This is a genomic window from Variovorax sp. YR634, assembly GCF_900106655.1.
Classification (GTDB): domain Bacteria; phylum Pseudomonadota; class Gammaproteobacteria; order Burkholderiales; family Burkholderiaceae_C; genus Variovorax.
The window spans coordinates 14668-39784 of record NZ_FNOL01000011.1 but is presented as its reverse complement, the minus strand read 5'-3'; the positions used below and the strand labels follow the sequence as shown (position 1 = coordinate 39784).

Genomic DNA, 25117 nt, shown 5'->3' with positions numbered 1-25117 from the left:
CGAGGTGCAGTTTCTGCGTCGAGGAACCAGCGAAAAATGCCCAGTGCTGGGTAGAGCAAGGCTATGGCGAAAGGTGTGTTTTGCACCGTTTCGGGGGCCGCGGGTGGAGGCCCCCCCGATGCAATGTCCGAGAGAAAAACTACAACTTTCGATGGACATTGTTGACTAATGGAAACAAAATGCAACCAAAGTAATCAAAAAAACTGAAACCAAAAATTTGAGTAGAAATGAATTAACTTTTGGTCACGAACAAGATGTGCTATGTGTCACAAAGGGGCTGGAATGGAAAGCGATCTCGACATTTCATTGACAGATGTGGGCAGCGGGGGTAAGCAATACGCCAACCCCGGCCAGTTCGGCGGGCTCCTCTCGCCGTCCGCCGACACTCTCCCGTGGCCCGATTTCCTGACCGGGCAACAGACCAAACCCGTGCGCGTCCTGCTGGTGGACGACGACCCCTTCGTGCGTCGCGTCATCGCCCAGGAATTGCTGGGCGACCTGCGCATTCAGCTCGAAGGGCAGGCCGGCACGCTGCGCGAAGGCCGACGATTGCTGATGCAGCATGAGTTCGACGTGCTCATGGTCGACATCCGCCTGGGCGACGGCAGCGGATTCGAGCTCATCGAAGAGGCCAAGCGGCACCGCAGCGCAGCGGAAATCATCGTCATCTCGGCGCTCGAGGACGAACCCCAGGTGCTGCATGCCTTCGAGCTCGGCGCCTCCGGCTACCTGGTCAAGAACGCCTGGTTCCAGAGCTATGCCCAGGCCGTACTGCAGGTGGTGAACGGCGGTGCCGCCATCACGCCCCGGCTGGCGCGCCGGCTGCTCGTGCACCTCGATCACAAGCGCTCCAACGTCAATCCGGTGCGTCCGCCGGACACCAAGGCGACGTTATCCGCGCGGGAGCGCGAAGTGTTACGACTTGTAGCAACGGGCTACGTTACCGAGGAAATCGCGCTGCAGCTCACCATCAGCGCCCAGACGGTTAACGCGCACGTCAAGAACATCTACCGCAAGCTGCACGCCCACACCCGCGCGCAGGCCGTGAGCTTTGCCTCCCACCGGGGGCTTCTGTAGCCCATGCCATGCTGGCGCCGCAGGTCCTTTCTTTACCGCACTTCCTGGAAGACCAGTTCGTGTGGCTGTCGATCGGCTCGTGGTGCGTGCTGTTGACGTGGCTGCGCACGCGCGTCTCGCGCCGGCGGCTGCTGATGTGGGCCGGCCTGGCGGGTGCGCTGCACCTGACGCCCGTGACCGCGCAGGTCATTCGGGCCACTTCGGCCATCGGCGTGACGGCGGATGGCATGCCGTTCGCCTTCTGGGCGCTGCAGGCGCTGAACGTGGCGGTGCTTGCCGCGCTCATCGCGAGCGTCTGTTTTCTTGTCTTCCGGCGTCGTGCCGCAGACCATCGGCCGTCGCAGGCGGTGGTCGCCGAGCGACGGCGCATCGCCAACGATCTGCATGACGGCGTGGGCTCCCGGCTGGTGGCGCTGCTGGCCAGCCAGGACCCCCGGTCCGCCGGGCCCGGCAGCCTGTCGATGGCCCTGCAGGACTGCCTGCTCGAACTCCAGATGACGGTGGACGACCTCGACGAACAGACTTCCGCCACCGTCGTCGAGCGACTGGCCCACGTGCGCTACCGGCTGCAGCCCGCGTTCGACCGGCTCGGCATCGCACTGGAATGGCACATCGCCAGCGAGGCCCACACCCGCTGGGTGCCGCCGGAAACCGCGATGCAGATCTGCCGGGTGGCGCAGGAAGCCATGTCCAATGCGCTGCGGCATGCGCAGGCGACCCGTGTCGAACTGCGCTTCGGCCTTCGCGACCGGGGATTGCTGATGCTGGAGGTGCGCGACGACGGCCGCGGGCTGGGTACGCGAAGCGCGTCTTCCACCGATACGGGCAAGGGCCTGCGCAGCATGCGCTCCCGGGCCGACGCCATCGGCGGCGAGCTGACGATCGAAAATGCCGCGCCGCGCGGGCTGAGCGTGCTGCTGGTGGTCCCGAGCCAGGCGCAGGCGCCAGCCGGCACCCGGGCCGAAGCGGAAAGCATGCTGTAACACGCCCGCCGGGCCGCCCGGACGGACGCCATCCGCGCCTATGGCAAACTCCCGCGCTTTGCCAGGGACGCGCTCAAGACATGCAGAAAATCATTCGCCAGCTCGCCGCCGAAATCAAGGTCGGCGAGAACCAGGTGAAGGCCGCCGTCGAACTGCTCGACGGAGGCGCCACGGTTCCATTCATCGCCCGCTACCGCAAGGAAGCCACCGACGGCCTCGACGACACCCAGCTGCGTGAACTGGAAGCGCGTCTTTCCTACCTGCGCGAACTCGAAGACCGCCGCGTGGCGGTGCTCAAGGCCATCGATGAGCAGGGCAAGCTGACCCCCGAGCTCCGCGCCGCGATCGAATTCGCGCCGACCAAGCAGGAACTCGAAGACCTGTACCTGCCGTTCAAGCAAAAGCGCCGCACCAAGGGCCAGATCGCCCGCGAATTCGGCATCGAGCCGCTGGCCGACAAGCTGCTGGCCGACCCCACGCTCGACCCGGCCGTTGAAGCCAAGGCCTTCCTGCAGCCCGCCACCACGCTGGACGACGGCAAGCCGGGCCCCGATTTCTCCACCGTACCGCTCGTTCTCGACGGCGTGCGCGACATTCTTTCCGAGCGCTGGGCCGAAGACGCTGCACTGGTGCAGGGCCTGCGCGAATGGCTCTGGGCCGAGGGTCTGCTCAAGTCCAGCCTGATGGCCGGCAAGGACGAAAACAACGCCGACATCGCCAAGTTCCGCGACTACTTCGAGTACGACGAGCCCATCGGCCGCGTGCCCTCGCACCGTGCGCTGGCCGTGTTCCGCGGCCGCGCGCTCGACATCCTCGATGCCAAGCTGGTGCTGCCCGTGGAGCCCGAACCGGGCAAGCCCAGCATCGCCGAAGGCCGCATCGCGCTGCACCTGGGCTGGAGCCATGCGGCTCGTCCCTCGGACGACCTGATCCGCAAATGCGTGGCCTGGACCTGGCGCGTCAAGCTGGCGCTGTCGACCGAGCGCGACCTGTTCACCCGCCTGCGCGAAGACGCCGAGAAGGTCGCGATCAAGGTGTTCGCCGACAACCTGCGCGACCTGCTGCTGGCCGCGCCCGCCGGCCCGCGCGTCGTGATGGGCCTGGACCCGGGCATCCGCACCGGCGTGAAGGTGGCCGTGGTCGACTCCACCGGCAAGCTGGTCGAAACCGCCACCGTGTTCCCCCACGAGCCGCGCAAGGACTGGGAAGGCTCGCTGCACACGCTGGGCAAGCTGTGCGCCAAGCACGGCGTGAACCTCATCGCCATCGGCAACGGCACCGCCAGCCGCGAAACCGACAAGCTGGCCGCCGACCTCATCAAGCTGCTGGCCAAGATGGCCGCCCAGGCCGGCGCGCCCGAAATGAAGGTCGACAAGGTCGTCGTCAGCGAAGCCGGCGCTTCCGTGTACTCGGCCAGCGAATTCGCCTCGCAGGAAATGCCCGACGTGGACGTGAGCCTGCGCGGCGCCGCCTCCATTGCGCGCCGACTGCAAGATCCACTGGCCGAACTCGTGAAGATCGACCCCAAGAGCATTGGCGTGGGCCAGTACCAGCACGACGTGAACCAGAGCGAACTCGCGCGCACGCTGCAGGCCGTGGTCGAAGACTGCGTGAACTCGGTGGGCGTCGACCTGAATACCGCCAGCGTGCCGCTGCTCAGCCGCGTCTCGGGCCTGTCGGCCAGCGTGGCCAAGGCGGTGGTGCGCTGGCGCGAAGCGAACGGCGCGTTTTCCACCCGCAAGCAGTTGCTCGACGTGACCGGCTTCGGCCCCAAGGCCTTCGAGCAGAGCGCGGGCTTCCTGCGCATCCGCGACGGCGCCGACCCGCTGGACATCACCGGTGTGCACCCCGAAACCTACCCGCTGGTCGAGCAGATCATCGTGAAGACCGGCAAGCCCATCGCCGAACTGATGGGCCGCGCCGACATGCTCAAGACGCTGAAGCCCGAGCTGTTCGCCAACGAGAAGTTCGGCGTCATCACGGTCAAGGACATCCTGGGCGAACTCGAAAAGCCGGGCCGCGACCCGCGCCCCGACTTCAAGGTGGCGCGCTTCAACGACGGCGTGGACGACATCAAGGACCTGGTCGAGGGCATGATCCTCGAGGGTACCGTGAGCAACGTGGCCCAGTTCGGCGCTTTCGTCGACCTCGGCGTGCACCAGGACGGCCTGGTCCACGTGAGCCAGCTGAGCCACAAGTTCGTCAACGACGCACGCGAAGTCGTCAAGACCGGCGACATCGTCAAGGTCAAGGTGATGGAAGTGGACGTGGCGCGCAAGCGCATCGGCCTGTCGATGAAGCTCGATGCGGCGCCCGCGCGCCGCGACGGCCCGCGCGACAACCGCTTCGAAGGAGCGGGGCGCGGCCAGCAACAACAAGGCCGGCGCGACAACTCGCCGCAGCCGGCGGGGCAGATGGCGAGTGCTTTTGCCAAGCTGCAGGGGCTGCGCAAGTAAGCGGATTCCTCACCTGTTAAACTAGTCAGATAACTAGTTTGATGGGTGGTTGCAATGAAAACCTGGCCTGTGCAGGACGCCAAGGCGCGTTTCAGTGAGTTTCTCGAGGCCTCTCTCGTCGAAGGGCCGCAAATGGTGACGAAGCGTGGAGCCGAGGTGGCCGTGCTTGTTCCTGCAGCTGAATGGCGGCGCTTGCACGCCACGGCAAAGCCATCGCTCAAGGACCTGCTGCTCTCGACGGAAGCACGCACCGAATTCCTTGTTCCGCAGCGGGGTGCCGCACGCAGGCGCCGCATCACGCCAATGCGCTGAGGCCGGTATGTATCTGCTGGACACGAACGTCATTTCCGAACTTCGCAGGCCTCGTCCGCACGGCGCGGTCGTCGCGTGGCTCACGCCCATTGTGGACAGCGATCTTCATCTCTCGGCGGTGACGCTAGGAGAGATCCAGGCCGGCATCGAACTCACGCGCGAGCAAGACGCCGCCAAGGCCAGCGAGATCGAGCAATGGGCCGCATTGGTTGCAGCTTCCTACAACGTTCTCCCCATGGATGCAGAAACCTTCAGGCTCTGGGCGAAGCTGATGCATCGCAGTTCGAACACGCTGTATGAAGACGCGATGATTGCCGCCACTGCAAGGCAGCATGCGCTGACCGTAGTGACCCGCAACGTGAGCGATTTCGCAGGGTTTGGCGTCGAGGTGCTCAACCCCTTCGAGCACACACAGGCATGAAAGCCCTGCGCATCTACGCCGGCCCCGCGGCCCGCAAGCACATCGAACAGCACGGCCTGCGTCCGCAGGACGTGCGCACCATCCCCGGCGCGGCGGGCGGCCCCAAGGGGTTGATCCTCGGTGCGCTCGACCGCTTCATCTTCGGCCGCTGGCTCACGCAGTCGAGCCAGCAGGTGCATCTGGTGGGCGCCTCCATCGGCGCATGGCGGCTGTCGACGGCCTGCCTGGCCGACCCTGACGCCGCTTTCGAACGCTTCGAGCACGACTACGTGCACCAGCAGTTCGAAGTGCCGCCGGGGCAGAAGCGGCTCAGCCCGAGCCAGCTCAGCGAGCGTTTCGCCGAAAGCCTCGAAGCCTTCTACGGCGGGCGCATCGGCGAAGTGCTGAGCCATCCGCGCTATCGCCTGCACGTGGTGACATCGCGCGGGCGCCACATCCTCGGGCGCGAGGGCAGGGCGCGCACGCCGGTCGGCTACCTGGGCGCCTTTGCCACCAACAGCCTGCACCGCAAGAGCCTGGGTGCATGGCTGGAGCGCTGCGTGTTTTCCACGCCCGGCGCGGCCTTGCCCTTCGGCACGCGCGACTTCCGCACGCGTCAGCATGCGTTGAGCGAGGCCAACTTCAACATGGTGCTGCAGGCCTCGTGCTCCATTCCGTTCCTGCTGGCGGCGGTGCACGACATTCCGGGCGCGCCGCGCGGTGCCTACTGGGACGGCGGCATCACCGACTACCACCTGCACCTCGACTACCAGCCGGCCGATGAGGGCATCGTGCTGTACCCGCACTTCCAGCAGGCGGTGGTACCGGGCTGGCTCGACAAGGGCCTGCGCTGGCGCCACAAGGCCAGCGGCTTCCTCGACCGCATGGTGGTGCTCGCGCCCGACCCCGAATGGGTGCGGTCGCTGCCCAACGGCAAGCTGCCCGACCGCAAGGACTTCATCCACTTCGCCAACGACGCGCAGGCACGCATCTCCGCCTGGGGCCGGGCCACGCGGGAGGCGCAGCGGCTGTCGGATGAGTTCGAAGGCTGGCTTCAGCGCGACGGCGTGCCCGAGACGCTGCCGCTCTGACCGAGAAGCGCCAGCGGCGCGGCGCAGTCGAGGATGTTCACTTCCACCTCATCGCCGACCTTGAGCGAGGCGCCCGCGGGCCAGTGCCCTGTGCCGATCGAACGCGTATGCACGCCGCCGTTGTGGTAGCGCACGATGACGTAGGGCGCTGCGGCGCCGCCCTCGACGCCGCAATCATGGTCGGCCGTTTTGGCCAGATCGCCCGCGCGGCCCACGCTGACGACCTGCGCGGTCCGCCAGCCGGCCGAGTGATCGAACGAGTGCGCATCGAAGGCGGTGCAGCCACCGAGCGTCAATGCCCACAGAGCGACCATGCGACGCATACCTTTCATGGCACTGGCCCGACGGCCGCCGTGGCCTGGATCTCAACGCGGTATTCCGAGTCGATCAGCTTCGCCCCCACCGTGGCGCGCGCTGGCGTGTGGCCGGCAGGCACCCATTCGTCCCACACAGAGTTCATCGCGGCGTAGTCGCCCACGGTGCGCAGGTAGATCGTCACGCTGACCAGGTCTTTCTTCGTCGCGCCCTGCGTGGCGAGCATGTCGTCGATGTGATGCAAGATCTCGCGCATCTGCCCGGTGATGTCGAGCGACGGGTTCTCGGCCACCTGGCCGGAGAGGTAGAGCAGGCGCGCGGCGCCCAGGTCGACGGTCACCATCTCGCTGAAGCGGGGGCCCATCTCGTGGCGGATGATGTTCATGGCGATGCGGGGGAATGGGAAGAAGACGAGGCGGCTAACTGCGCCGGTGGAGCAGCAGTATTCCACCAGCCGCCGCCGAGCGCCTGGAAGAGGGCCGCCGCATTGGTCAGCCGCAGCGCGCGGGCCTGCACGAGATTTAGCAGCGCCTGCTGCTGAGCCTGCTGCGCAATGCGCAGAGACAACGCACTGGCGTCACCAAGGCGCACCTGCGCCCGCGTGCGCGCCAGGCTCTGCGAGGCCGTGCGCTCGGCCTTCAGGGCCGCCTGCAGCGTGCGGGTGTCGGCGTCGATTGCTTCGAGCGTGTTGGCGACGTCCTGGAAGGCGGCGAGCACCGTCGCTCGGTACTGCGCGGCCGCCTGGTCGAACGAAGCCCGCGCGGCAGCTTCGCGGTGCTTCAGCGCGCCGCCATCGAAGATGGGCTGGGTCACGCTGGCCGCGACGGTCCAGAACAGCGATGACGACTTGAACAGCTCCGACAGCGTGTAGGCCGACGAACCGTACGAGTTCACCCCCAGCGTCACGTTCGGCAGTCGTGCAGCGACCGCTACGCCGATGGCGGCGCTGGCCGCCTGCAGCTGCGCCTCGGCCGCACGCACGTCAGGCCGGTGCTCGACCAGGCTGGACGGCAAGGTCAGCGGCAGCTCCGCAGGCAGTTGCAGGGCATCGAGATCGAAATGCGCCGCCACGCCTTCGCTCGGGTAGCGGCCTGCCAGCGTGGCCAGCAGGTTGCGCTGCTGCGCGAGCTGCTTGTCGAGCGGCGGCAGCGTGGCCTCGGTTGCGGCAAGCGAGGCCTCTTGCGCATCGACGTCGGCCAGTGCCACTTGGCCCAACGCCTGTTGCTTCCGATAGGCCTGCAGCACTTCTTTCTGTCCCGCGACGATTTCCAGCGTGGCGCCTTGCTGCGCGCGCAGAGAGGCTTCGGTGATCGCGGCGGCCACCACGTTGCTGCTCAGCGTGAGCTTTGCGGCCAGGCTCTGGAAGCGCTGCAGCTCGGTCTGCGCCTGCGAGCCCTCGACCTGCCGGCGCGTGGCGCCGAACACGTCCGGCGTGTACGACACCGTTACCTGCGCGGTGTGCAGCGTGTACAGGTTCGCGTTGGAAGAAACCGGGCTCGCGACCGCGCTGGCCACGCGCTGCCGCGTGGGCGAGTAGCCCAGCGCCACGCTGGGCCAGAACGCGGCGCGATCGGCGGCTTCGTTCTCCTGCGCCGCGCGCAGGGCGGCATCTGCGGCCTCGATGGTCGGGTTGCCCGCCAGGCTCTGCGTTACCAGCGCGTTCAGCGGCTCGGAGCGAAAGGCCTGCCACCACTGCGCCGGCACGTCGAGCTCGGGCGACAGGCGCGCCAGTGGCACGCCTTCGGCCTCCTTGCTGGCGGGCGGCGAGGCTGTGTACTGCGCGGGCAGGTTCAGCGGTGGCCGCACATAGTCTGGCCCGACCGCGCAGCCACCCAGCAGCAGCACGATGCCGGCCGCCACGGGCGCCGCAAGGCTTGTTGTCTTCTTCATGTGTTGTGTCTCCAGCCTTCCTAACGGTCGCGGCGCGAGCGCGTGCCCCAGCCCTTGCGCTCGAACACCCGCTCCATCGCGAAATACAGCGTCGGCAGGATAAACAGCGTGAGCAGCGTCGACACCACCAGCCCGCCGACCACCACCGTTGCCAGCCCGCGCTGCACGTCGGTGCCCACGCCGGTGGCCAGCGCTGCCGGCAGCATGCCGACCGATGCCACCGTGGCCGTCATCAGCACCGGGCGCAACCGCTCGGCCGCGCCTTCGAGCACCGAGGCTTGCAGGGCAAGCCCTTCGCCGCGCACGCGCCGGAAGTTCGCGACCATGATGATCCCGTTCTGTATGGACACGCCGAACAGCGCGATGAAGCCCACGGCAGTGGCCACGTTGAGCGTTTCGCCCGCCACGTGCACCGCGATCAGCCCGCCCAGCGTGGCCATGGGCACCACGCCGAGAATCAGCGCCACCTGCCGGATCTTTCCGAACTGGAAGAACAGCAGCACCGCCATGATGCAGACCACGATGGCCAGCGACACGCCCAGGCGGGCCTGCGCGCGCTGCTGGTTCTCGAACTGGCCGGCCCATTGCAGCCTGAATTTGGCCGGGTCGAACTTCACTTCCTTCGCGATGCGGGCCCGTGCCTCATCGAGATACGAAGCCAGGTCGCGGTCGCGGTTGTCCACGCGCACCGTGATCTGCCGCTCGTTCATCTCGTGCGAGATGGTGCTTTCGCCGGTCTGCAGCCGGATGTCGGCCACCTGCGACAGCGGCACCTTCGCGCCGCTGGAGCTGTTGAGCAGCAGCGCACCGATGGCCTCGGTGTTGCCCTTGGCGCTCTTGGGCATCTTCACTGCCACGTTGTAGGTGCGGTTCTCCGCATACACCGTGATCACCGGCGCGCCGCCGATGCCGGTCTGGATCAGGCTGGCCACGTCGTTCGCGTTGACGCCGAAGCGCGCCGCCGCCTCGCGGTTCAGCTCGATCACCACCTGCGGAATCGGTGGCTCCTGGAACAGCGAGGCCGAGGCCGTGCCGCGCACCGTCTCCAGCAGATCGACGATCTGGTTGCCGATGCGCCTGCTTTCCTTCAGGTCGTCGCCGTAGATGCGCAACACCAGCGGGCTGTGCGCGCCGCCTACCGAATCGTTCACGCCGTCGATGATCGGCTGGCTGATACCCACGTCGAAGCCCGGCATGCGCGCGAAGCGCTCGGTCAGCGTGTGCACGAAGGCCGCTTTGTTCACCCCGGTCGGCCACTCGCTGTAGGGCTTGAGGCCCACGGGCACCTCCATGTGCGAAGGCGTCCACGGATCGGTGCCGTCGTCGTTGCGGCCCAGCTGCGTCACCACGTACGACACCTCCGGGTATTCGAGCAGCACATGCCGCAGTTCGGTGGCCATCTCGCTGGCCTTGTCGAGCGACAGGCCCGATGGCAGCTGCACCTGCAGCCACAGCGCGCCTTCGTCGATGTCTGGCAAGAACTCGCGTCCGGCCGTGGCGCCCAGCACCATCACCGCGGCCAGCGCCAGTGCGCTCAGGCCGTAGGCGATGGCGGGCACGTCCAGCAGCTTCGCCAGCACGCGGCGGTATGCGCGCGTGAGCCACTCCAGCGGCTTGTTGACGAAGGGCTTGCTCGGCTTGCGCAGCGCCACGTAGGCCAGACTGGGAATGAGCGTCAGCGCGCAGAGCAGGGCACCCACCAGCGCGTAGCCGACCGTGAAGGCCATCGGCTTGAACAGCTTGCCCTCGGCCCGCTCGAAGGCGAACAGCGGAAAGTACGCGGTGATGATGATCAGCGTGGCGAAGAAGATCGGCCCCGACACGTGACTTACGGTTTCGAGGATGTTTCCCTCGGTGAGCGTGGCTTCGGGTTCTTCCTCGCGCCGCCGCAATATCGCTTCCATCACCACGATGGCCCCGTCCACGATGATGCCGAAGTCGATCGCGCCCAGCGAGAACAGGTTGGCCGGCATGCGGGTGAAGTGCATCACGATGAACACCGTGACCAGCGACATCGGAATGGCCACCGCAGCAACCACCGCGCTGCGCGGGCTGCCCAGGAAAAGAATGAGCACGAAGCACACCAGCGCCATGCCTTCGAGCACCGTGTGCGTCACCTTGTCGACGGTGAGCTTCACCAGGTCGTCGCGGTCGATATAGGGCACGATCTTCACGCCCATGGGCGCGAGCTCGGCCTGCAGTTCGTCGATCTTGGCATGAACGCCTTCGAGCACGCGAGACGGGTTCTCATACTTGAGCATCAGCACGATGCCCTCGATGGTGTCGGGGTTGGTGTCCTTGCCGAGGATGCCGCCGCGCTCCTGGTGGCCGAACTGCAGCCGCCCCAGGTCGCGCACCAGCACCGGCGAGCCACCGTTCTGCGCCACAACCACGGTGCCCAGGTCGTCCAGCGTGTGGATCTGGCCGATGCCGCGCACCACATAGCTCTGGTCACCGCGCGCGATGCGCCCGCCGCCCGCGTTGGCGCTGTTGTTGTTGATGGCCGTGACCACGTCATTCAGCACCAGCCCGTACTTCTGCATGCGCGCCGGGTCGAGTTCGATCTGAAATTCGCGCGTGAAACCGCCGAAGTTGTTGATGTCCACCACGCCCGCCACCTGCTTGAGTGCGGGAATCACTTTCCAGCGCTGCAGCTCCGACAGCTCCATCAGGTTCTTCGTGTCCGATTCGAGCGTGTAGCGGTAGATCTCACCGGCCGGCCCTGCAACGGGCCCCAGGCCTGGCTGCGCCCCGGAAGGCAAGCTGACCTGCCCGATGCGCTCGGTGACGCGCTGGCGAGCGAAGTAGTCGTCGGTGCCGTCCTTGAAGCTCAGGTTGATGAGCGACAGCCCGAAGGTGCTGCTCGAGCGGATCGAGGCCAGCCCCGGCGTGTTGCTCAGCGCGCGTTCCAGCGGCGTGGTGATCTGCTGCTCGATTTCCTCGGCGGCCAGGCCGTTGACCTGCGTTGTTACCTGCACGGTCACGTCGCCGAGGTCGGGGTAGGCCTCGACCGTCATCTGCGTCCACGACCAGGCGCCGAACAGCACCAGCGCCACCGACATCGCCCAGGCCAGGTGCCTGCGGCGAAAGAACTGGGTGATGATGAGATTAATCATTCAGCAACACACCGCCACGCACCACAACGCGCTCGCCCGCGGACAGGCCGCTGCGGATGCGGACCTTGTCGCCGTCCTCGCGGCCCAGCTCGACCATGCGCCGCACGAAGGTCCAGGGCTCGGCCTCGACGAACACGCTCACGCTGTCGTTGTTCATCAGCAGGGCAGAGGCCGGCACCTGCGGCTGTGCGCCCTGCGGCACGCCCAGCACGGCCGTTGCGTACATGTTGGGCTTGAAGATGCCCTCGGGGTTGGCGAACACGATGCGCGCGCGGGCGCGGCGCGTGTCCGCGTCGAGCACCGCGCTCACGAAGCCGACCTTGCCGCTGAAGCTGCGGCCCGGGTAAGCGGCCAGCGTAACGACCGCGTTCTGCCCCGGGGTGATCGCACCCACGACGTTCTCGGGCACGTTGACCGTGACCCACACCGAGTCGAGGTTCGACACCGTCATCAGCGCCGCATTGGCGTCGTTCAGGTTGGCGCCCGCGGCTGCGTTCAGCGCAGTGACCGTGCCGGCCATGGGCGCGACGATCTTCAGCACCTGGCCCGCCTGCCCACCGCTGCCTTCAGCGCCCAGGCTGCGCAGGCGCGTTTCGCTGCGGTGCAGTTCGGCCGTCTGCTGCGCGACGCTGCTCTGGGCCGCTTCCACGTCTTTCGCGGCGTTGGAACCGGCCTCGTTCACGCCGCGTGCCCGCACCAGCGCGCGCTGCGCCAGGTCGAGTGCGTCGCGTGCCTTCTGCGCGTCGGCCACGGCCTGCGCGAGATCGGGCGAGGCCATCGTGGCGAGCACCTGGCCGCGCTTGACCGTGTCGCCCAGGCGCACCTTCAGTTCGAGCAGCTTGCCGGTCAGCGGGGGGAGGATGTTGACGGTGCCAGCCGGGTTGGCCTCCACCGTGGCGGGCAGGCTCACCTCGTGCGGCAGGGCGTCCTGGCCGACCGTGGCGACCAGCAGGCGCTCGCGCAGCGGCGAGCCGGCGGGCACGCTCAGGCGGTTGCCCTGGCGCACGAGCATCGGCGCGGGTGCGGCTGCCACGGCGGTGGCGGCATGGGCGGTGTTGTCGAAGGAGTCGACGCACAGCGCCGCGCAGGTCAGTACGCCGAACACGATGCGTGCCGGCGTCATCTGGTACAGGGATTTCTTTTTCATCTTCATCGTCGCAATGCGTCCGTTGCGAGGACGGGCGCGCTGCGCACGGGGTGCCTTCCCCATGCCCTCGATCCGCTCCCGTCTCCTCTCGGCGAGGGTACGAAAGGGCGACTTAAGAAGTTCTCAAGAAATCCTGAAGATGTCTTAAGGATTGGCCCTTGCGCACCCCTGCGGCCTGCAGTCAGGAAGCCGGGGCATGATTCGCGCCATGAGAATTCTGTTGATCGAAGACGACCGCAAGGCTGCCCGGCTGTTGGCCCGGGGCCTGCAGGAAGAGGGCTTTGTCGTCGACGTCGTGCACACGGCGGAGGAGGGTGACGAGGAAGCCTTCGTCGTCGCCTACGACCTGATCGTGCTCGACTGGATGCTGCCCGGTAAGGACGGCCTCACGCTGTGCCGCGACCTGCGCCAGCGCGGCTGCAAGACGCCCGTGCTCATGCTCACCGCCCGCGACGCGCTGAGCGACCGCGTGGCCGGCCTCAACACCGGCGCCGACGACTACCTGACCAAGCCCTTTGCCTTCGACGAGCTGCTGGCCCGTGTGCGCGCTCTGCTGCGCCGCTCCGAGATCATGCGGCCCGTGGTGCTTTCGCTGGCCGACCTGAGCCTCGACCCGCAGAGCCAGCGCGTGCTGCGCGGCGGCATGGTGCTGGACCTGACGCACAAGGAATTCGCGATCCTGCAGATACTGCTGCGCCATGCCGGCGAGGTGGTGAGCCGCTCGCGCCTGGCGGAGCAGGTGTGGAAGGACGACCTGATCGCCATCGACAACCTGATCGACGTGCACATCAGCAACCTGCGCCGCAAGGTCGACGCGCCGCCGGCCGCACCGTTGATACAGACCGTGCGCGGGCGCGGCTTCAGGCTGGCGCTGGCCGACGACGGCGTGGTTGGACATGCTTAGTTTCCGCAAACGACTGGCGCTGGCGCACGTCAGCGTGATCGTGGTTGTGATGGCGATCGCCGCCTTCGGCTCGTACCTCGTGTTCGCGCGCAACGTGCACCGCGAGCTCGATGCCGCGCTGCTCGCGCTGGCCGAGACCGAAATGGGCATGCTGCTGTCCGCCGGCGAGGGCGACACCGTGATCGTGCACGAGGCCCCGCCCGGCCCCGGCGCGCCTTCGTTCGTGCGACTCGACCGGCTGGTGCAGATCGTCGACGCCGAGGGCCGCGTGCTGGCGCGCAGCAGCAACCTCGGCGAGGCGCAACTGCCCATTCCGCCCGCACTGCGCGAGCGGCTCGCGGCGGGCGAGACCGTGTTCGAAACACTCGACGGATTCGGCGAGGAACCGACGCGCATGGTCTCGGTGCCCGTGCCGGGGCGCAGCTCTTCCTTGTTGGCAGTGCAGGTGGCCGGCTCGCTGGACGACGTGAACCGCACGGTGGCGATGGCCAGCGTGCTGTTCCTGATCCTCGGCGGCGCGCTGCTGCTGGCGCTGGGTGCGGCGGGCGCGCTGATCACCCGGCGCGCCTTCGGTGCTATCGACGACGTGGTGCAGCAGGCGCATCGCATCGGTGACGCGAACCTGGGCGAGAGGCTGCCGCACCCCGGAACGAACGACGAGATCGGCCGGCTGGTCGACACGCTCAACGCCATGCTGGCGCGCATCGAGCAGGGCATGGAGGCGCAGCGGCGATTCACGGCGGATGCGTCGCACGAGCTGCGCTCGCCGCTGTCGCGGTTGCGCACCGAGCTTGAACTCGCTTTGCGCAGGCCGCGCGAACCGGCGGCCTATGTGGAGACGCTGCATTCCTCGCTCGAAGAAGTCGAATCGCTCACGCTGCTGGTCGAAGAGCTGCTGGTGCTGGCCCGGCTCGACGCGGGCCAGGAGCGCGACGCGGCCGAGACGGTGTCGCTGAACGTGCTGGCGGAAGAGGCCGTGCGCCGGTTGGAGCCGATGGCGCGCGAAAGGCGGCTGGAGATTTCATTGGTACCCGCACTGCCCGTGGCTGCGCGGGTGGCGCGCGGCGCGGCGAGCCTGGCTCTGGCCAATCTGCTCGACAACGCGCTCAAGTTTTCGCCGGCCGGCACGACGGTGCGCGTGAGCCTGCGTGCGGACGTGGAGGCGAATGAAGCGGTCATCAGCGTGGCGGACAGCGGGCCGGGCATTCGCGGAGACGAACTGCCGCATCTGTTCGAGCGCTTCTATCGCGGTGCCACGGCGCGGTCGGACGAGAAGACGCCTGGGCTTGGATTGGGGCTGGCGCTGTCGCAGGCCGTGGTGCATGCGCATGGCGGGCGGATCGAGGCGGCGAACGAAGCAGGCGGCGGGGCACGGTTCGATATGCGGTTGCCGTTGGCGCGGTGAGGCTGACCCGCCGGGCAAACCCTGACCGTGCCGGCGTGCGGCGCTTCGAGAATGGCCCGGTCCATTCATTCCAAAGCAACGCCGCCACCATGCCCCACGCCACGCTGTCTCGCCGCCGGTTCACGCTCGCCACTGCCGCCGCAAGCCTCGCCTTGCCATCGTTCGCACAGGGCGCATGGCCGACCAAGCCGATCCGCATCATCGTGCCCTATACGCCCGGTGGGTTCACCGACCAGATGGCGCGGCTGGTGCAGATCGGGCTGCAGACGAAGCTCGGTCAGCCGGTGCTGATCGACAACAAGCCCGGCGCCAACAGCCTGATCGGCGTCGATGCCATCGCCAAGGCGGCGCCCGACGGCACGACCTTCGGTGTCGTCATCGCCGCCTACGCGGCCAACACCACGCTGTACCCCAAGCTGCCCTACGACCCGCGAAAGGATTTGACGGGCGTGTCGCTGATGGGTGTGTCGCCGCTGCTGGCCGCGGTGAATGTCGATGCGCCTTTCAAGACCGCGCGCGAGCTCATCGACTATGCGCGCGCCAACCCGGGCAAGGTGAGCTTCGGCTCATCGGGCAACGGCTCGGCCGCGCACCTCACCACCGAGCTGTGGAAGTCGCTGACGCAGACTTTCATGATCCACATCCCGTACCGGGGTGCGGTGCCGGCGCTGACCGACCTGATGGGCGGGCAGATCCAGCTTTTCTTCGATGCGCCCACGGGGCTCATCAATCAGGCCAAGGCAGGCAAGGTGCGACTGATTGGTGTGGCGGGCGACAAGCGACTGGCGGCGGCGCCCGAGGTACCGACCTTCATCGAGCAAGGCTTCGCGGGCTTCACCGGCAGCACCTGGGCCGGCATGTTGGCGCCAGCGGCTACGCCCCGCGATGTCGTCAAACGCATGTCGGAGGAGGTGGCGCGCATCATCAGGAGCGACGAGACGCGCGCGAAGCTCGACGCGATGGGCACCATTCCGGCGGGCAGCACGCCCGAGGAATTCGACGCCTTCATCACCGCGGAAACCGCCAAGTGGGGCAAGGTCATCCGTACTGCGGGGGTGAAGGCGGAGTAACGAACGGCCTCAGGCCGCGAGCATCAGCACCTTGCACTGGCTCGGCACGATGCGCATGCCCAGCGCGTTGCTGCGGTTCTGTACCGAGAGGCTCGTCATGCGCGTGGCCGGACTGCCCTTCAGCAGCACAGTGAACGAGCCGGTGATGTGGCGCGAAGGCCCCATCACCGAAGGCGAGATCACACCCAGCGTCACGCCGGGGTTGTCGCCGTTGGTGAGCGGCGTGACGGTCGCCAGGTTGTGCGCCGGCGCGAACATGAAGAGGATGTTCCACGCATTGGGAATCGCGGTCGGGCCGAGCGCGAAGTTGGGGTAGGGGATGGGAATGGCCGGCGGCGTCTTGCACACGTCGGGAAAGGCCAGGTCCATGCCCATCATCTGGCAGTTGGCAAACATGCTGTCGGCTCCTTGTGTTTCCGGGCTCAGCCCATGTGGATCTGCTTGGCGTCGACCTTCACGACCGCCTGCGCCGTGACCACCGTCTGCGTTGCGTGAATGCGGGCAAGGTCGGCGGCTTCGTAGTCGAGCTGGCCGCAACGCACCTGCTCCGTCTGCTCGGTCATGCGGAAGGCCGTGCGGCTGATGTGCACCAGGCGGTCCATCACGGTCTCGCACAGCCGGCCGACGACATGAATACTTGCGGCCATGGCCTTGACGGCGTTGCCGACGTAGTTCAGCCGGTCTACCTTGCAGTCGGCTTCGGTCGCGGTCAGGGCGAAACGCTCGCTGCTGACTTCCACCGCCTTGGCGGATTGCAGCCGGATGGCTTCGCTGCTCTCGATGTGCACGCCGCCCGCGGGCGTGGCCAGCGTGAGGTGGCCCTTCGTCTCGATGTGCGCGGTGGTGTCGTCGGCCTGGTCGATCACGGCGATCAGGTACACGTGGTAGCGGTCGGGCCCGGCAATCAGCACCGTGTCGCCGAGTTCGGGGCGCAGGAGGCAGCTGGCGGCGCGGCGGCATTGCCAGGCACCGTCGTCGCATTCCACGCGGTACAGCGATCCTTCGGGCAGGTGCTCGACCACCTTGCCCAGGCGCTGCACGGGCGCGTCGTCCGTGCCGGCCTGGGGACTGCGCAATGCTGCGATGTTCATGGGGTTTCGCCTTTCGTGAATGGGATGGAAGATGCATTCCGCTGCGCGGACCAGCGTTCCGCCTCGAACAGGTCGGGGTCGTTGGGCAGCACGCCGGCATGGCCGCGCAGGGCAGAGGGAACGTCGCGTGCGCCATGCAACTGGGTGCGGAAGAGCCGGGCATCGAAGTTCGCGCCTTCCAGTGCAGCCCCGGAAAAATCCGCGTAGGTGAGGTCCGCGCCGGCAAAGCTGGTGCCGGTGCAATCGGCCCCATGGAAGATGCACTGCTGCATGCTGGCCTCGCCGAAATCGGCGGCCGCAAGCTTCGCGTCGATCCACAGGCTCTGGTCGAAATGCGCGCCGCGTGCAACGACCCGGCTCAGGTCGGCTTCGGGAAACAACGCCTGCGGTGCATGAACGTTGCGCAGCACCGCATCGCGCAGCACTGCGCCCTTGAAGTTGCACTGCGCCATGTGGGCGCCCTCGAAATTGCAGCCTTCGAGATCAGCGTCGGTGAACTGGCACAGCTGGAAGTGGTGGTTCGAAAAGTCGTGCCCGGCAAGGCGTGACTCGACGAAGACGACGCGCTCGAAGCGTGCCCCCGCCAGCGCGGTCTCGCGCAGGTCGACCTGATAGAACACGGCCCGGTCGAGCTGTGCCTGCGACAGGTCGGCACCATCCAGCGGCGACTTGAAGAACAAGGTCCGGTCCAGCAGGCCGGCCGCAAAGCGGCTGCGTGAAAGGGCACTTTCCATGAACTTGGTGTCTGCCACGCTGGCCTGCGAAAAGTCGCTGCCTGGCAACTGGCAACGATGGAACACCGCATCGTCCAGCACGGCGCCCGTCAGGTTCGCCGACGGAAGCGTGCATTGCGAGAAGGCGGCTTTCTTGAGCTGCGCGTCGTTCAACTGCACGCCGTTGAGCGTGCAGCGGTCGAATTGGGCCTCTTCGAAGTGCGTGCCGATGCAGCTCACGCCGTCGAAGTCGACTTCCAGGAACACGCCTCCGGAGAGATCCATTCCGTCAAGGCGCCAGCCTCTGCAGCTTCGCTCCCTGATCGGTTCACCGCGCTGCACCATGGATTGCATTCGGTGCGGCGTCATGCGGCCGCGGCTTCCTGGCGCGCAGGGTAGACCTTGGCCAGGTGCGTGTAGGCGCCATCGAGCAGCGTGGTGTTGTCCATGAGGCTCTGGGACACGTCGGCGCGAAAGAGGTTGGCGCCGCGCAGGTCGCTGCCGCGCAAGTCGGCCTTCTGGAAGCTCGCGTCGATCAGGTCGGCGTTCAGCAGGCTGGCATGCCGCAGGTCGGTGCGCACGAAGCGTGAGTCGCGTGCGTTGGCGCGAGAGAGGTCGGCCCGAGACAGGTCGCATGCCGAGAAGTCGCTGTTCTCCAGCCGCGCATCGCTGAAATCGGCTTGCGACAGCGCGACCTCGCGCAGGCTGCATTCGCGCAGGTGCGCGCCCCGGAACTTCGCCTCGCGGAAACTGCTGGTGCCGACGACGCAGGTGGTGCGCAGGCTCGCACGCGTGAAATCCATCTGCCCATCGGCCTGCACGTCGACGAACACGCTGCTCTCGAGCCGGGCTGCCACGAAGCCGATTGCGCCGGGCTTGCAGCTCACGAGATGCAGCTTGAACAACACGGCCTCTTCGAAGTCGAGTTGCTCCAGCCGCACCTTCTCGAGAAACATGACCACCTTGAGGCTGGCTCCGTGAAAGCGGCAGCGCACGAACGCGGCCTCGATGACCGTGTTGTCTTCCCATTGCGAAGCGCTGAAGTCGCAGTCTTCGCAGAGGATGTTTTCCAGCACCGTGTTGTGCAGATGGGCGCCCGTGAACACGGTCTGCCTGCATTGAGCGAAACCCAGGTTGGCGTTGTCCAGCCGCGTGCCGCGCAGCGAAGCTCCGTCGAGGCAGGCACGGGCGAGCACGGCACGGGAAAAGTCGGCGTTGTCGAGTTGTGCGCCGCGCAGGTTGGCGCTCTCAAGCTGTGCCCCGCAGAAGCGGGCGCCACGCAGGTCCATGCCCGAGAGGTCGGCGCCGGTCAGGTCCATGTCCGAAAAATCGCGGCTGCCGGCGAGCAGCGTCGTTACCTGCTCGCGCACCTCGGCGGCGCGTGCCGGCGTCATCGGGTCGGCGGCGTCCTGGTGGTGGGCGCTGCTCAGGTACATCTTGCGTTGCGCCGCGGCAATCAACTCGCCGCGGCCCAGGAGGTCGGCGACGGGGGCCATGTCCGCTGCACGCGAGCCCGGCATTTCCGACATGGTTGCGGCCATGCTCTGGAGATGCTGCGCCATCGCCGCGGCGGGAGGCCCCTTGAGCCCGGAGCGCTCGCGGCCTTCGGTCAGCGCCAGCAATGGACTCAGGTCCGGCTCCGTCGGGCCGGCTTCGGCGGCGCGCGTGCGAAGTGTCTCGCTCAGCTCCTGCTGCTGCGTATGCAGCTTCTGCTTGGCTTCTTCCTGCATGCGCTTGGTGCGCGCGACGAACTCGGGCAGGGCGTCCAGCGTGGGCAGGTCGTCGGCCGGGTCCTGGGGCGGAAAGTAGCGCGCGGGGTCCTGGCCGTCGCCGATCATCTGCTGGCGCATTTGCTCGCGCATCCACTCGCCGTGCTTGTGCGCATTGCGGGCCAATGGGCCGAGTGGCCGGTCTTTCAGCGACACGGTGTCGAGCCAGGGGGCAATGGCCGCTGCGGGAACCAGTTCCCGATCGCGAAAGCTGTAGAGCGCGCCGCTTTCCGGATCCAGCCGCCGATGCAGGATGCCCTGGTAATAGCTGGCCGGAAGGGCTTCGGCGCCCGCTTCTTCGAGCGCTGGCATCAGGTGAATGACGTCGGCTGCGTCGTCTTCGCGGACGTCCGCCACACCGTGGTAGATCAGCACGATGCGCTCGCGGTGCGGGAAGAACCAGGCGGTCGTCATTCGCATCGGCACGTCGGTGAAGGTGGTCTCGCCGGTTTCGGAAGTCAGCGTCAGGAAGCAGCGCGCGCGCCAGTCCGGCAGGCAGCCTGCCTGATAGGGCTTGTGCGGGTGCATGTTCCAGATTTCGTAGGGCGCGGCATCGGGAATGCGATCGGCATCGCGCCACCACTGGTCTTCGGGCGCCGCATTGAAGAGGTGCCAGTCCATGTCGCCGGAGAAGGCCGGAAAGTCTTCCTTGGCCCATTGGGCGTCGTATTCCTTGCCGATGCGGGCAAAGCGCCGGGGCCACATCACGTCGATGGCGCCGAAGCCAGCGGGGGAGGGCTGCTGGTCGGCACGCTGGATCGGCGCGTCTGCAGACTCGACGTTCGGCAGCCGGCGCGTGCGCACGCCGTTGACCATCTCTTCCGCGGCGCCGATGCCGAGCGGGTTGTCCGCAAACGAGGCGCCGCCGTAGGCGTGCTGCCAGTCGAGCGGCATGCGCTCGAAGTCTTGCGGCGGCGTGGCGCGCTTGTCGAGCCAGTAGCGGTCGCCCGAGATGCGCAGGGTTTTTTCGAGCGTGCCGACGCGCATCTTTACCAGGCACTGGTTGCGGATCTGCTGGTGCGCGGTGTAGGCGTGGCCGGTGGCCAAAAACTCTGCGCTGCGCTTGGGCATGCCGAGATCGAGCACACCCTGCTCGCCGATTTCCTCGGCCACCAGGGGCCAGAGCTCGGCGTCCGGGTAGAGCATGGGCACGCCATCCATGCCTGTCATGGCGACCACTGTCAGCCCCAGGCGCTGGCGTCGCTGCCATGGAAACGGGCGGCTCAATACGCTGAGCCGGAGAGGCTTGATGACTTTCATGAAACAGGGAATGCGCGCGGGATCAGCGGGGAATGGTCGTGGTCGACTGGCGGCGGTCGATAGCCACGGCCGTCGAATCGGCCGGGTCGATCAGCACATGAATCGTCTGGCCGGGCATGAAATTGACCACCAGCTCGCGCGCGATGCGGGTCTTGAACATCTGCTCGAGCGGCGGACGGCCGGCCAACTCGGTGGTGCGCACGCGCAGTTCGACGTCGTTGTCGTAGGTGCCCTGTGCAAGCTCCCGCAGGGCAAGCACCTGGGCGCTGGCGGGCTGGCCTTGCTTCACCAGGCGCTCATAGCGCTGCGCTTCCTCGCGGTACGGCCTGTTGTTGCGCACGGTGTGCACGACCACGAACACCAGGAAGACAACGATCAGAACACCAGAGATTACGGGCAACCAGAATTGCATGTGCGCTAGCTGAAGATGCTCATGACCTTGGCCTGGATCGCCAGCCCGCCGCTGCGGATCTTGGCGCCTGCGGCCTTCACGTTGGCGCCCGAGGCTTCGAGGCTGAGCCCGTTGTCCTTGTTCTTGAAGGCCGAGATGTCGATCTTCACGGTTGCCAGCTGCAGGTTGAGGGCGGCGTAGATCTGAGCTCTTGCGCCCCAGACGTCGAAGGAGGTCGCCACCGCGCCGAAGCGGAAGACGCAGCCGCTTGCGCGCGCGATCCGCCAGTTGTTCTCCTGGGAGGAGCTGATGGTGTGTTGGGGCACGTTGAAGGTGACCTTCGGCGCGTTCACGATGATCTCGACGCTGACGTTCTCGGTCACCGTGCCGGTGATGTTGCGGGTCTCGCCTGCTGTGATGTTCTCCGTGCGTGGCCCCTTGGTGGTGAGCATCTCCGCGCCGTCCACCGTGGCCGTGAGGCCGCCGGTGATGGTCCACGTTGCGCCGCCGGTGGTGGTGCGGGTTTCGCCGCCCGCAATGGTTTCGCTCTGGCCGCCGGTGATGCTGCGGGTTTCTCCGCCGGAAATCGTCTCGGTGCGCCCGCCCGTCACGGTGCGCGTCTCGCCGCTGTGAATGGTCTCGTTTTCGCCGCCGTTGACCGTGCGGGTCTGCCCGCCGTTGATGGTCTCGACGCCGCCGCTGTTCACGAGCCGTTCTTCGCCGCCGTTGTAGGTGGCGGTTTCCTTGTCGGTGATGGTGGTGGTGCGCGTGCCGATGACGTCGAGCTTTTCGTTGACGTGGATGACGGAGGTGCGGTTGCCGCCCACGTCGCGCGTCTCGTCGGCTTCCACTTCCACATCGAGATTGCGCTCGGCGTGCAGCAGGATCTGCTCGGCGCCCGTGCGGTCTTCGAAGCGCAGCATGTTGGCCTGGTTGGCCGCGCCGCCGGTGCTGGAGCGCGTGAGGATGCCGCTGGCCGTGGCGTTGGCGGGCAGCTCCCAGGGCGGCATCTGGTCGCTGTTGTAGACGCGGCCGGTGATGATGGGGCGGTCGGGCTCGCCGCCGATGAAATCGACGATCACTTCCTGGCCCACGCGCGGCATGTGCATGGTGCCGTAGTTGGCGCCGGCCCAACTGCTCGACACCCGCACCCAGCAGGAGCTGTTTTCGTCGGACTGGCCATAGCGGTCCCAGCGGAACTGCAGCTTCACGCGGCCGAAGCGGTCGGTCCAGATTTCTTCGGGGCCGACCACGGTGGCGGTCTGCGGGCCGTTGGTGCGTGGGCGCGGCGTGTTGCGCGCGGGGCGATAGGCCACGGTCGAGGGCAGCACGGTGAAGTCGAATTCGCACACCGATTCGGTGCTGCCGCCCGTGGAGTATTCGGGCTCCTGCAGGTCGTAGCGGGTTTCGGTGACGAGGTATTCGCGGTTGTCCGATTCGCGCGGGCAGTGCGTCATCTCGAACAGGTAGCCCGGCGCCATGCCGACCACGTTGGTGTGACCCGATGCCAGCTCGTGCGCGCACTGCAGCTCTTGCAGGCGGATCTTGGCGTAGGCATCGCCCTGCTGGTGCTCGCTATAGCCGCCGAGCCATTCGTAGACCTCGTAGGTCGAATGCTCGTGGGCCTTCGGGTCCTGCTGCACGCTTTGCAGCGAGGCGCGTGACTTCTTGAAGTCGAAGTCGTCGAGCATTACGCGGCCGGAGGTGATCTGCTCGGACACGCGCCACTGGTCGATGCAGGGCTCCATCGCATTGAGCACGCGGTCGCGCGGGCGGTAGGTAATGCTGGCGTGGCCGGGCAGCGGCTTGTAGCTGCCTGCATCGTCGGCCAGCACCAGCAGGTGCGATCCGTTGCTGTGCTCGAAGTGGTAGGCGATGCCTTCGTGCTCCATGAGGCGGCTCACGAAGGCGAAGTCGCTTTCCTGATATTGCACGCAGTACTCCTGGGCGGAGTAGCTGCCTGTGAGGCGCTTCTCGAACTGGAAGCCGTACTTGCCCAGCACCTCGTCGAGCACCTCGGGCACGCTCTTGTTCTGGAAGATGCGGCAGTCGGTGGTGCGCGTGAGGTACCACAGCCAGGGCTGCACGAGCGCGCGATAGATGTAGTGGCGGCCGGTTTCGTTGGCGCGGCCCACCAGCTCGAAGCGCACCACGGTGCCGTTGAGAAAACGCGGCGCGCCTTCGTCGGCGAGTTCCAGCGTGAGCGAAGTGCCGAGCAGTTGCTTCAGGTCGAGGCTGAAGCTGGTGCTGACCATGTCCACTTCGAACTCGAAGAGTTGCGAGAGGCCTTCCTGTCCCCGCATGGAGCGGAACTTGAGCTGCTCGGCGCTCAGGACGGTGTGGACTTGGACGGTACGCGGCATTCGGAACTTCCCTGACCCTTGGGCTTCTGCGGCTGAGAAACCTTCGGTGACAGTCTAGAAATTCCTTATGTCACATAAATGACGCGAGGGGCGCAGAAGGGCGCCTTTCTCCTCTGAAACAACGCGTAGAAGAAGCCCTTACATCGAGGCTTCGAGCATGGCCTTGTAGTCGTCGCGCGTGGCCATGCGCGGGTTGGTCTTGTGGCAGTGGTCGGCCATTGCGCCGTCGATGATCTTCTCGAACAGCGCGGGCGTTACGCCCACCTCAGCCAGGCCCTTGGGCAGGCCGAGGCGTGCGTTCATGTCGCGGATCGCGTCGCCGAGATCACCGGCCGAATCGAGGTGCATGGCCTGCGCCATGCGCTGCAGGCGCTGCTCTTTCTGCACCGATTCCGCGCCCGAATTGAAGTGGATCACGGCAGGCAGGAAGAGGGCGTTGAGCGTGCCATGGTGCAGGCGCGGATCGACGCCGCCCAGGCTGTGGCTGAGCGAATGCACGCAGCCCAGGCCCTTCTGGAAGGCCATGGCGCCCTGCATCGAGGCACTCATGAGGTTCAGGCGCGCCTCGCGGTCGCTGCCGTCTTTTGTTGCGCGCTCGATGTGGCCCCAGGCGCGCTCGAGCCCGTCGAGGCCGATGCCGTCGGCCGGCGGATTGAATGCGGCCGACATGAAGGTCTCCATGCAGTGCGCAATGGCATCCATGCCGGTGGCGGCCGTGAGCCTGGGCGGCAGGCCCAGCGTGAGCTCGGGGTCGCAGATCGCGGCCTTGGGCATCAGGAACCAGCTGTGAAAGCCGAGCTTGCGATGGTCGTCGACGATGACGATGGCACCGCGAGCCACCTCGCTGCCGGTACCGCTGGTGGTGGGCACCGCAATCAGCGGCACCGCGCGATCGGTGATCTTCGGCGAGCCGCCCTCGATGGTCGCGTAGGTCTTGAGCGGGCCCTCATGCGTGGCCGCGATGGCGACGCCCTTGGCACAGTCGATGGCGGAGCCGCCGCCCACGGCGATAAGGCCGTCGCAGCGGCCGCTTCGGTACAGCTCGACGGCCGCGCGCACTGCGGCTTCGGTGGGGTTGGAAGGCGTCTGGTCGAACACCGAGACTTCCAGGTCGGCGATGGCGTCGAGCGCCTTCTGCAGCACGCCGGCTGCGCGTACGCCTGCATCGGTCACGATCAGCGGGCGGTTGATGCCGATGCGCGCGCATTCGCTGGACAACAGCTTGATCGCGCCGAACTCGAACTGGATCTGGGTGAGGTATTGGATGAGTGCCATGGGGATGAAGGCCTCCGGGAGTCCGGGGCAGTACGATTGCCGACCAGCCAAATCTAACAAGAGCGATCAGTCTTGCACACGAAAGAAAC

At 66.9% G+C, this 25117-nt stretch carries 21 protein-coding genes; 9 read left to right on the top strand and 12 right to left on the bottom strand.

The annotated features are described in order from the left end of the window. Window positions 1-282 precede the first annotated feature (282 nt). The 6 genes from BLV60_RS18945 (at window position 283) to BLV60_RS18920 (ending at window position 6319) form a co-directional block, all read left to right on the top strand. Window positions 283-1077 (top strand): LuxR C-terminal-related transcriptional regulator, encoded by a 795-nt coding sequence (locus BLV60_RS18945; RefSeq protein WP_093056819.1) that lies wholly within the window; start codon window positions 283-285, stop codon window positions 1075-1077. An 8-nt stretch (window positions 1078-1085) separates the two neighbouring features. Then, on the top strand, window positions 1086-2060 hold the full coding sequence (locus tag BLV60_RS18940; RefSeq protein ID WP_093056818.1) for a sensor histidine kinase: 975 nt from the start codon (window positions 1086-1088) through the stop codon (window positions 2058-2060). A gap of 80 nt (window positions 2061-2140) precedes the next feature. Then, window positions 2141-4516, top strand: a complete 2376-nt coding sequence (locus BLV60_RS18935) for a Tex family protein (protein WP_093056817.1) — start codon at window positions 2141-2143, stop codon at window positions 4514-4516. 54 nt (window positions 4517-4570) lie between these two features. Continuing rightward, window positions 4571-4828, top strand: coding sequence for a type II toxin-antitoxin system Phd/YefM family antitoxin (locus BLV60_RS18930; protein WP_093056816.1), 258 nt, complete (start codon window positions 4571-4573; stop codon window positions 4826-4828). A gap of 7 nt (window positions 4829-4835) precedes the next feature. Continuing rightward, on the top strand, window positions 4836-5249 hold the full coding sequence (locus tag BLV60_RS18925; RefSeq protein ID WP_093056815.1) for a type II toxin-antitoxin system VapC family toxin: 414 nt from the start codon (window positions 4836-4838) through the stop codon (window positions 5247-5249). Continuing rightward, the gene (locus BLV60_RS18920) at window positions 5246-6319 is read left to right on the top strand and encodes a patatin-like phospholipase domain-containing protein (protein WP_093056814.1); all 1074 of its coding nucleotides are present in this window, start codon (window positions 5246-5248) and stop codon (window positions 6317-6319) included. Before BLV60_RS18925 ends, BLV60_RS18920 begins: the two co-directional genes overlap by 4 nt. On the opposite strand, the gene BLV60_RS18915 is transcribed toward BLV60_RS18920, so the two are convergent. From BLV60_RS18915 to BLV60_RS18895, 5 genes are read right to left on the bottom strand one after another with little or no spacing between them, the layout of a single operon-like run. Beyond that, entirely contained in the window at window positions 6283-6633 is a 351-nt protein-coding gene (locus BLV60_RS18915) for a hypothetical protein (RefSeq protein WP_256329311.1), read from the bottom strand. The two genes, BLV60_RS18920 and BLV60_RS18915, sit on opposite strands and share 37 nt — an antisense overlap. A gap of 14 nt (window positions 6634-6647) precedes the next feature. After that, on the bottom strand, window positions 6648-7019 hold the full coding sequence (locus BLV60_RS18910; RefSeq protein ID WP_093056812.1) for a RidA family protein: 372 nt from the start codon (window positions 7017-7019) through the stop codon (window positions 6648-6650). Continuing rightward, window positions 7016-8524 carry an efflux transporter outer membrane subunit gene (locus BLV60_RS18905; protein WP_093056811.1) on the bottom strand — a complete coding sequence of 503 codons (1509 nt, stop codon included), beginning with the start codon at window positions 8522-8524 and terminating at the stop codon, window positions 7016-7018. Before BLV60_RS18905 ends, BLV60_RS18910 begins: the two co-directional genes overlap by 4 nt. Window positions 8525-8544: 20 nt before the next feature. After that, window positions 8545-11640 (bottom strand): efflux RND transporter permease subunit, encoded by a 3096-nt coding sequence (locus BLV60_RS18900; protein WP_093056810.1) that lies wholly within the window; start codon window positions 11638-11640, stop codon window positions 8545-8547. Further along, window positions 11633-12787 (bottom strand): efflux RND transporter periplasmic adaptor subunit, encoded by a 1155-nt coding sequence (locus BLV60_RS18895; RefSeq protein WP_093056978.1) that lies wholly within the window; start codon window positions 12785-12787, stop codon window positions 11633-11635. Before BLV60_RS18895 ends, BLV60_RS18900 begins: the two co-directional genes overlap by 8 nt. Window positions 12788-12995: 208 nt before the next feature. On the opposite strand from BLV60_RS18895, the gene BLV60_RS18890 reads away from it, so the two are divergent. The 3 genes from BLV60_RS18890 to BLV60_RS18880 all read left to right on the top strand — a co-directional run bounded on the left by BLV60_RS18890 (window position 12996) and on the right by BLV60_RS18880 (window position 16166). After that, window positions 12996-13691 carry a response regulator transcription factor gene (locus BLV60_RS18890; RefSeq protein WP_093056809.1) on the top strand — a complete coding sequence of 232 codons (696 nt, stop codon included), beginning with the start codon at window positions 12996-12998 and terminating at the stop codon, window positions 13689-13691. Beyond that, entirely contained in the window at window positions 13684-15096 is a 1413-nt protein-coding gene (locus BLV60_RS18885) for a sensor histidine kinase (protein ID WP_093056808.1), read from the top strand. Before BLV60_RS18890 ends, BLV60_RS18885 begins: the two co-directional genes overlap by 8 nt. A gap of 89 nt (window positions 15097-15185) precedes the next feature. After that, a complete protein-coding gene (locus tag BLV60_RS18880) occupies window positions 15186-16166 on the top strand; it encodes a tripartite tricarboxylate transporter substrate binding protein (RefSeq protein ID WP_093056807.1) in 981 nt (326 codons plus the stop codon). Window positions 16167-16175: 9 nt separating this feature from the next. On the opposite strand, the gene BLV60_RS18875 is transcribed toward BLV60_RS18880, so the two are convergent. The 7 genes from BLV60_RS18875 to BLV60_RS18845 form a co-directional block, all read right to left on the bottom strand. Next, window positions 16176-16562 carry a DUF4150 domain-containing protein gene (locus BLV60_RS18875; protein ID WP_093056806.1) on the bottom strand — a complete coding sequence of 129 codons (387 nt, stop codon included), beginning with the start codon at window positions 16560-16562 and terminating at the stop codon, window positions 16176-16178. Window positions 16563-16588: 26 nt separating this feature from the next. Then, complete coding sequence (locus BLV60_RS18870) at window positions 16589-17257, bottom strand: DUF3540 domain-containing protein (RefSeq protein ID WP_093056805.1); 669 nt, start codon at window positions 17255-17257, stop codon at window positions 16589-16591. Beyond that, the gene (locus BLV60_RS18865; protein ID WP_176928832.1) at window positions 17254-18255 is read right to left on the bottom strand and encodes a pentapeptide repeat-containing protein; all 1002 of its coding nucleotides are present in this window, start codon (window positions 18253-18255) and stop codon (window positions 17254-17256) included. The genes BLV60_RS18870 and BLV60_RS18865 overlap by 4 nt, the downstream gene beginning before the upstream one ends. A gap of 80 nt (window positions 18256-18335) precedes the next feature. Then, window positions 18336-20999: a DUF2169 family type VI secretion system accessory protein gene (locus BLV60_RS18860; RefSeq protein WP_093056803.1), complete on the bottom strand. Its 2664-nt coding sequence runs from the start codon at window positions 20997-20999 to the stop codon at window positions 18336-18338. 22 nt (window positions 21000-21021) lie between these two features. Continuing rightward, entirely contained in the window at window positions 21022-21411 is a 390-nt protein-coding gene (locus BLV60_RS18855) for a hypothetical protein (RefSeq protein ID WP_093056802.1), read from the bottom strand. 5 nt (window positions 21412-21416) lie between these two features. Beyond that, the gene (locus BLV60_RS18850; protein WP_093056801.1) at window positions 21417-23753 is read right to left on the bottom strand and encodes a type VI secretion system Vgr family protein; all 2337 of its coding nucleotides are present in this window, start codon (window positions 23751-23753) and stop codon (window positions 21417-21419) included. A 138-nt stretch (window positions 23754-23891) separates the two neighbouring features. Then, window positions 23892-25028, bottom strand: a complete 1137-nt coding sequence (locus tag BLV60_RS18845; RefSeq protein WP_093056800.1) for an iron-containing alcohol dehydrogenase — start codon at window positions 25026-25028, stop codon at window positions 23892-23894. Between the last annotated feature and the right edge of the window lie 89 nt (window positions 25029-25117).

Coding starts and splice junctions, on each gene's coding strand:
- BLV60_RS18945 (WP_093056819.1), top strand. CDS start 283: ATGGAAAGCGATCTCGACATTTCATTGACAGATGTGGGCAGCGGGGGT.
- BLV60_RS18940 (WP_093056818.1), top strand. CDS start 1,086: ATGCTGGCGCCGCAGGTCCTTTCTTTACCGCACTTCCTGGAAGACCAG.
- BLV60_RS18935 (WP_093056817.1), top strand. CDS start 2,141: ATGCAGAAAATCATTCGCCAGCTCGCCGCCGAAATCAAGGTCGGCGAG.
- BLV60_RS18930 (WP_093056816.1), top strand. CDS start 4,571: ATGAAAACCTGGCCTGTGCAGGACGCCAAGGCGCGTTTCAGTGAGTTT.
- BLV60_RS18925 (WP_093056815.1), top strand. CDS start 4,836: ATGTATCTGCTGGACACGAACGTCATTTCCGAACTTCGCAGGCCTCGT.
- BLV60_RS18920 (WP_093056814.1), top strand. CDS start 5,246: ATGAAAGCCCTGCGCATCTACGCCGGCCCCGCGGCCCGCAAGCACATC.
- BLV60_RS18915 (WP_256329311.1), bottom strand. CDS start 6,633: ATGGTCGCTCTGTGGGCATTGACGCTCGGTGGCTGCACCGCCTTCGAT.
- BLV60_RS18910 (WP_093056812.1), bottom strand. CDS start 7,019: ATGAACATCATCCGCCACGAGATGGGCCCCCGCTTCAGCGAGATGGTG.
- BLV60_RS18905 (WP_093056811.1), bottom strand. CDS start 8,524: ATGAAGAAGACAACAAGCCTTGCGGCGCCCGTGGCGGCCGGCATCGTG.
- BLV60_RS18900 (WP_093056810.1), bottom strand. CDS start 11,640: ATGATTAATCTCATCATCACCCAGTTCTTTCGCCGCAGGCACCTGGCC.
- BLV60_RS18895 (WP_093056978.1), bottom strand. CDS start 12,787: ATGAAAAAGAAATCCCTGTACCAGATGACGCCGGCACGCATCGTGTTC.
- BLV60_RS18890 (WP_093056809.1), top strand. CDS start 12,996: ATGAGAATTCTGTTGATCGAAGACGACCGCAAGGCTGCCCGGCTGTTG.
- BLV60_RS18885 (WP_093056808.1), top strand. CDS start 13,684: ATGCTTAGTTTCCGCAAACGACTGGCGCTGGCGCACGTCAGCGTGATC.
- BLV60_RS18880 (WP_093056807.1), top strand. CDS start 15,186: ATGCCCCACGCCACGCTGTCTCGCCGCCGGTTCACGCTCGCCACTGCC.
- BLV60_RS18875 (WP_093056806.1), bottom strand. CDS start 16,562: ATGTTTGCCAACTGCCAGATGATGGGCATGGACCTGGCCTTTCCCGAC.
- BLV60_RS18870 (WP_093056805.1), bottom strand. CDS start 17,257: ATGAACATCGCAGCATTGCGCAGTCCCCAGGCCGGCACGGACGACGCG.
- BLV60_RS18865 (WP_176928832.1), bottom strand. CDS start 18,255: ATGGATCTCTCCGGAGGCGTGTTCCTGGAAGTCGACTTCGACGGCGTG.
- BLV60_RS18860 (WP_093056803.1), bottom strand. CDS start 20,999: ATGAAAGTCATCAAGCCTCTCCGGCTCAGCGTATTGAGCCGCCCGTTT.
- BLV60_RS18855 (WP_093056802.1), bottom strand. CDS start 21,411: ATGCAATTCTGGTTGCCCGTAATCTCTGGTGTTCTGATCGTTGTCTTC.
- BLV60_RS18850 (WP_093056801.1), bottom strand. CDS start 23,753: ATGCCGCGTACCGTCCAAGTCCACACCGTCCTGAGCGCCGAGCAGCTC.
- BLV60_RS18845 (WP_093056800.1), bottom strand. CDS start 25,028: ATGGCACTCATCCAATACCTCACCCAGATCCAGTTCGAGTTCGGCGCG.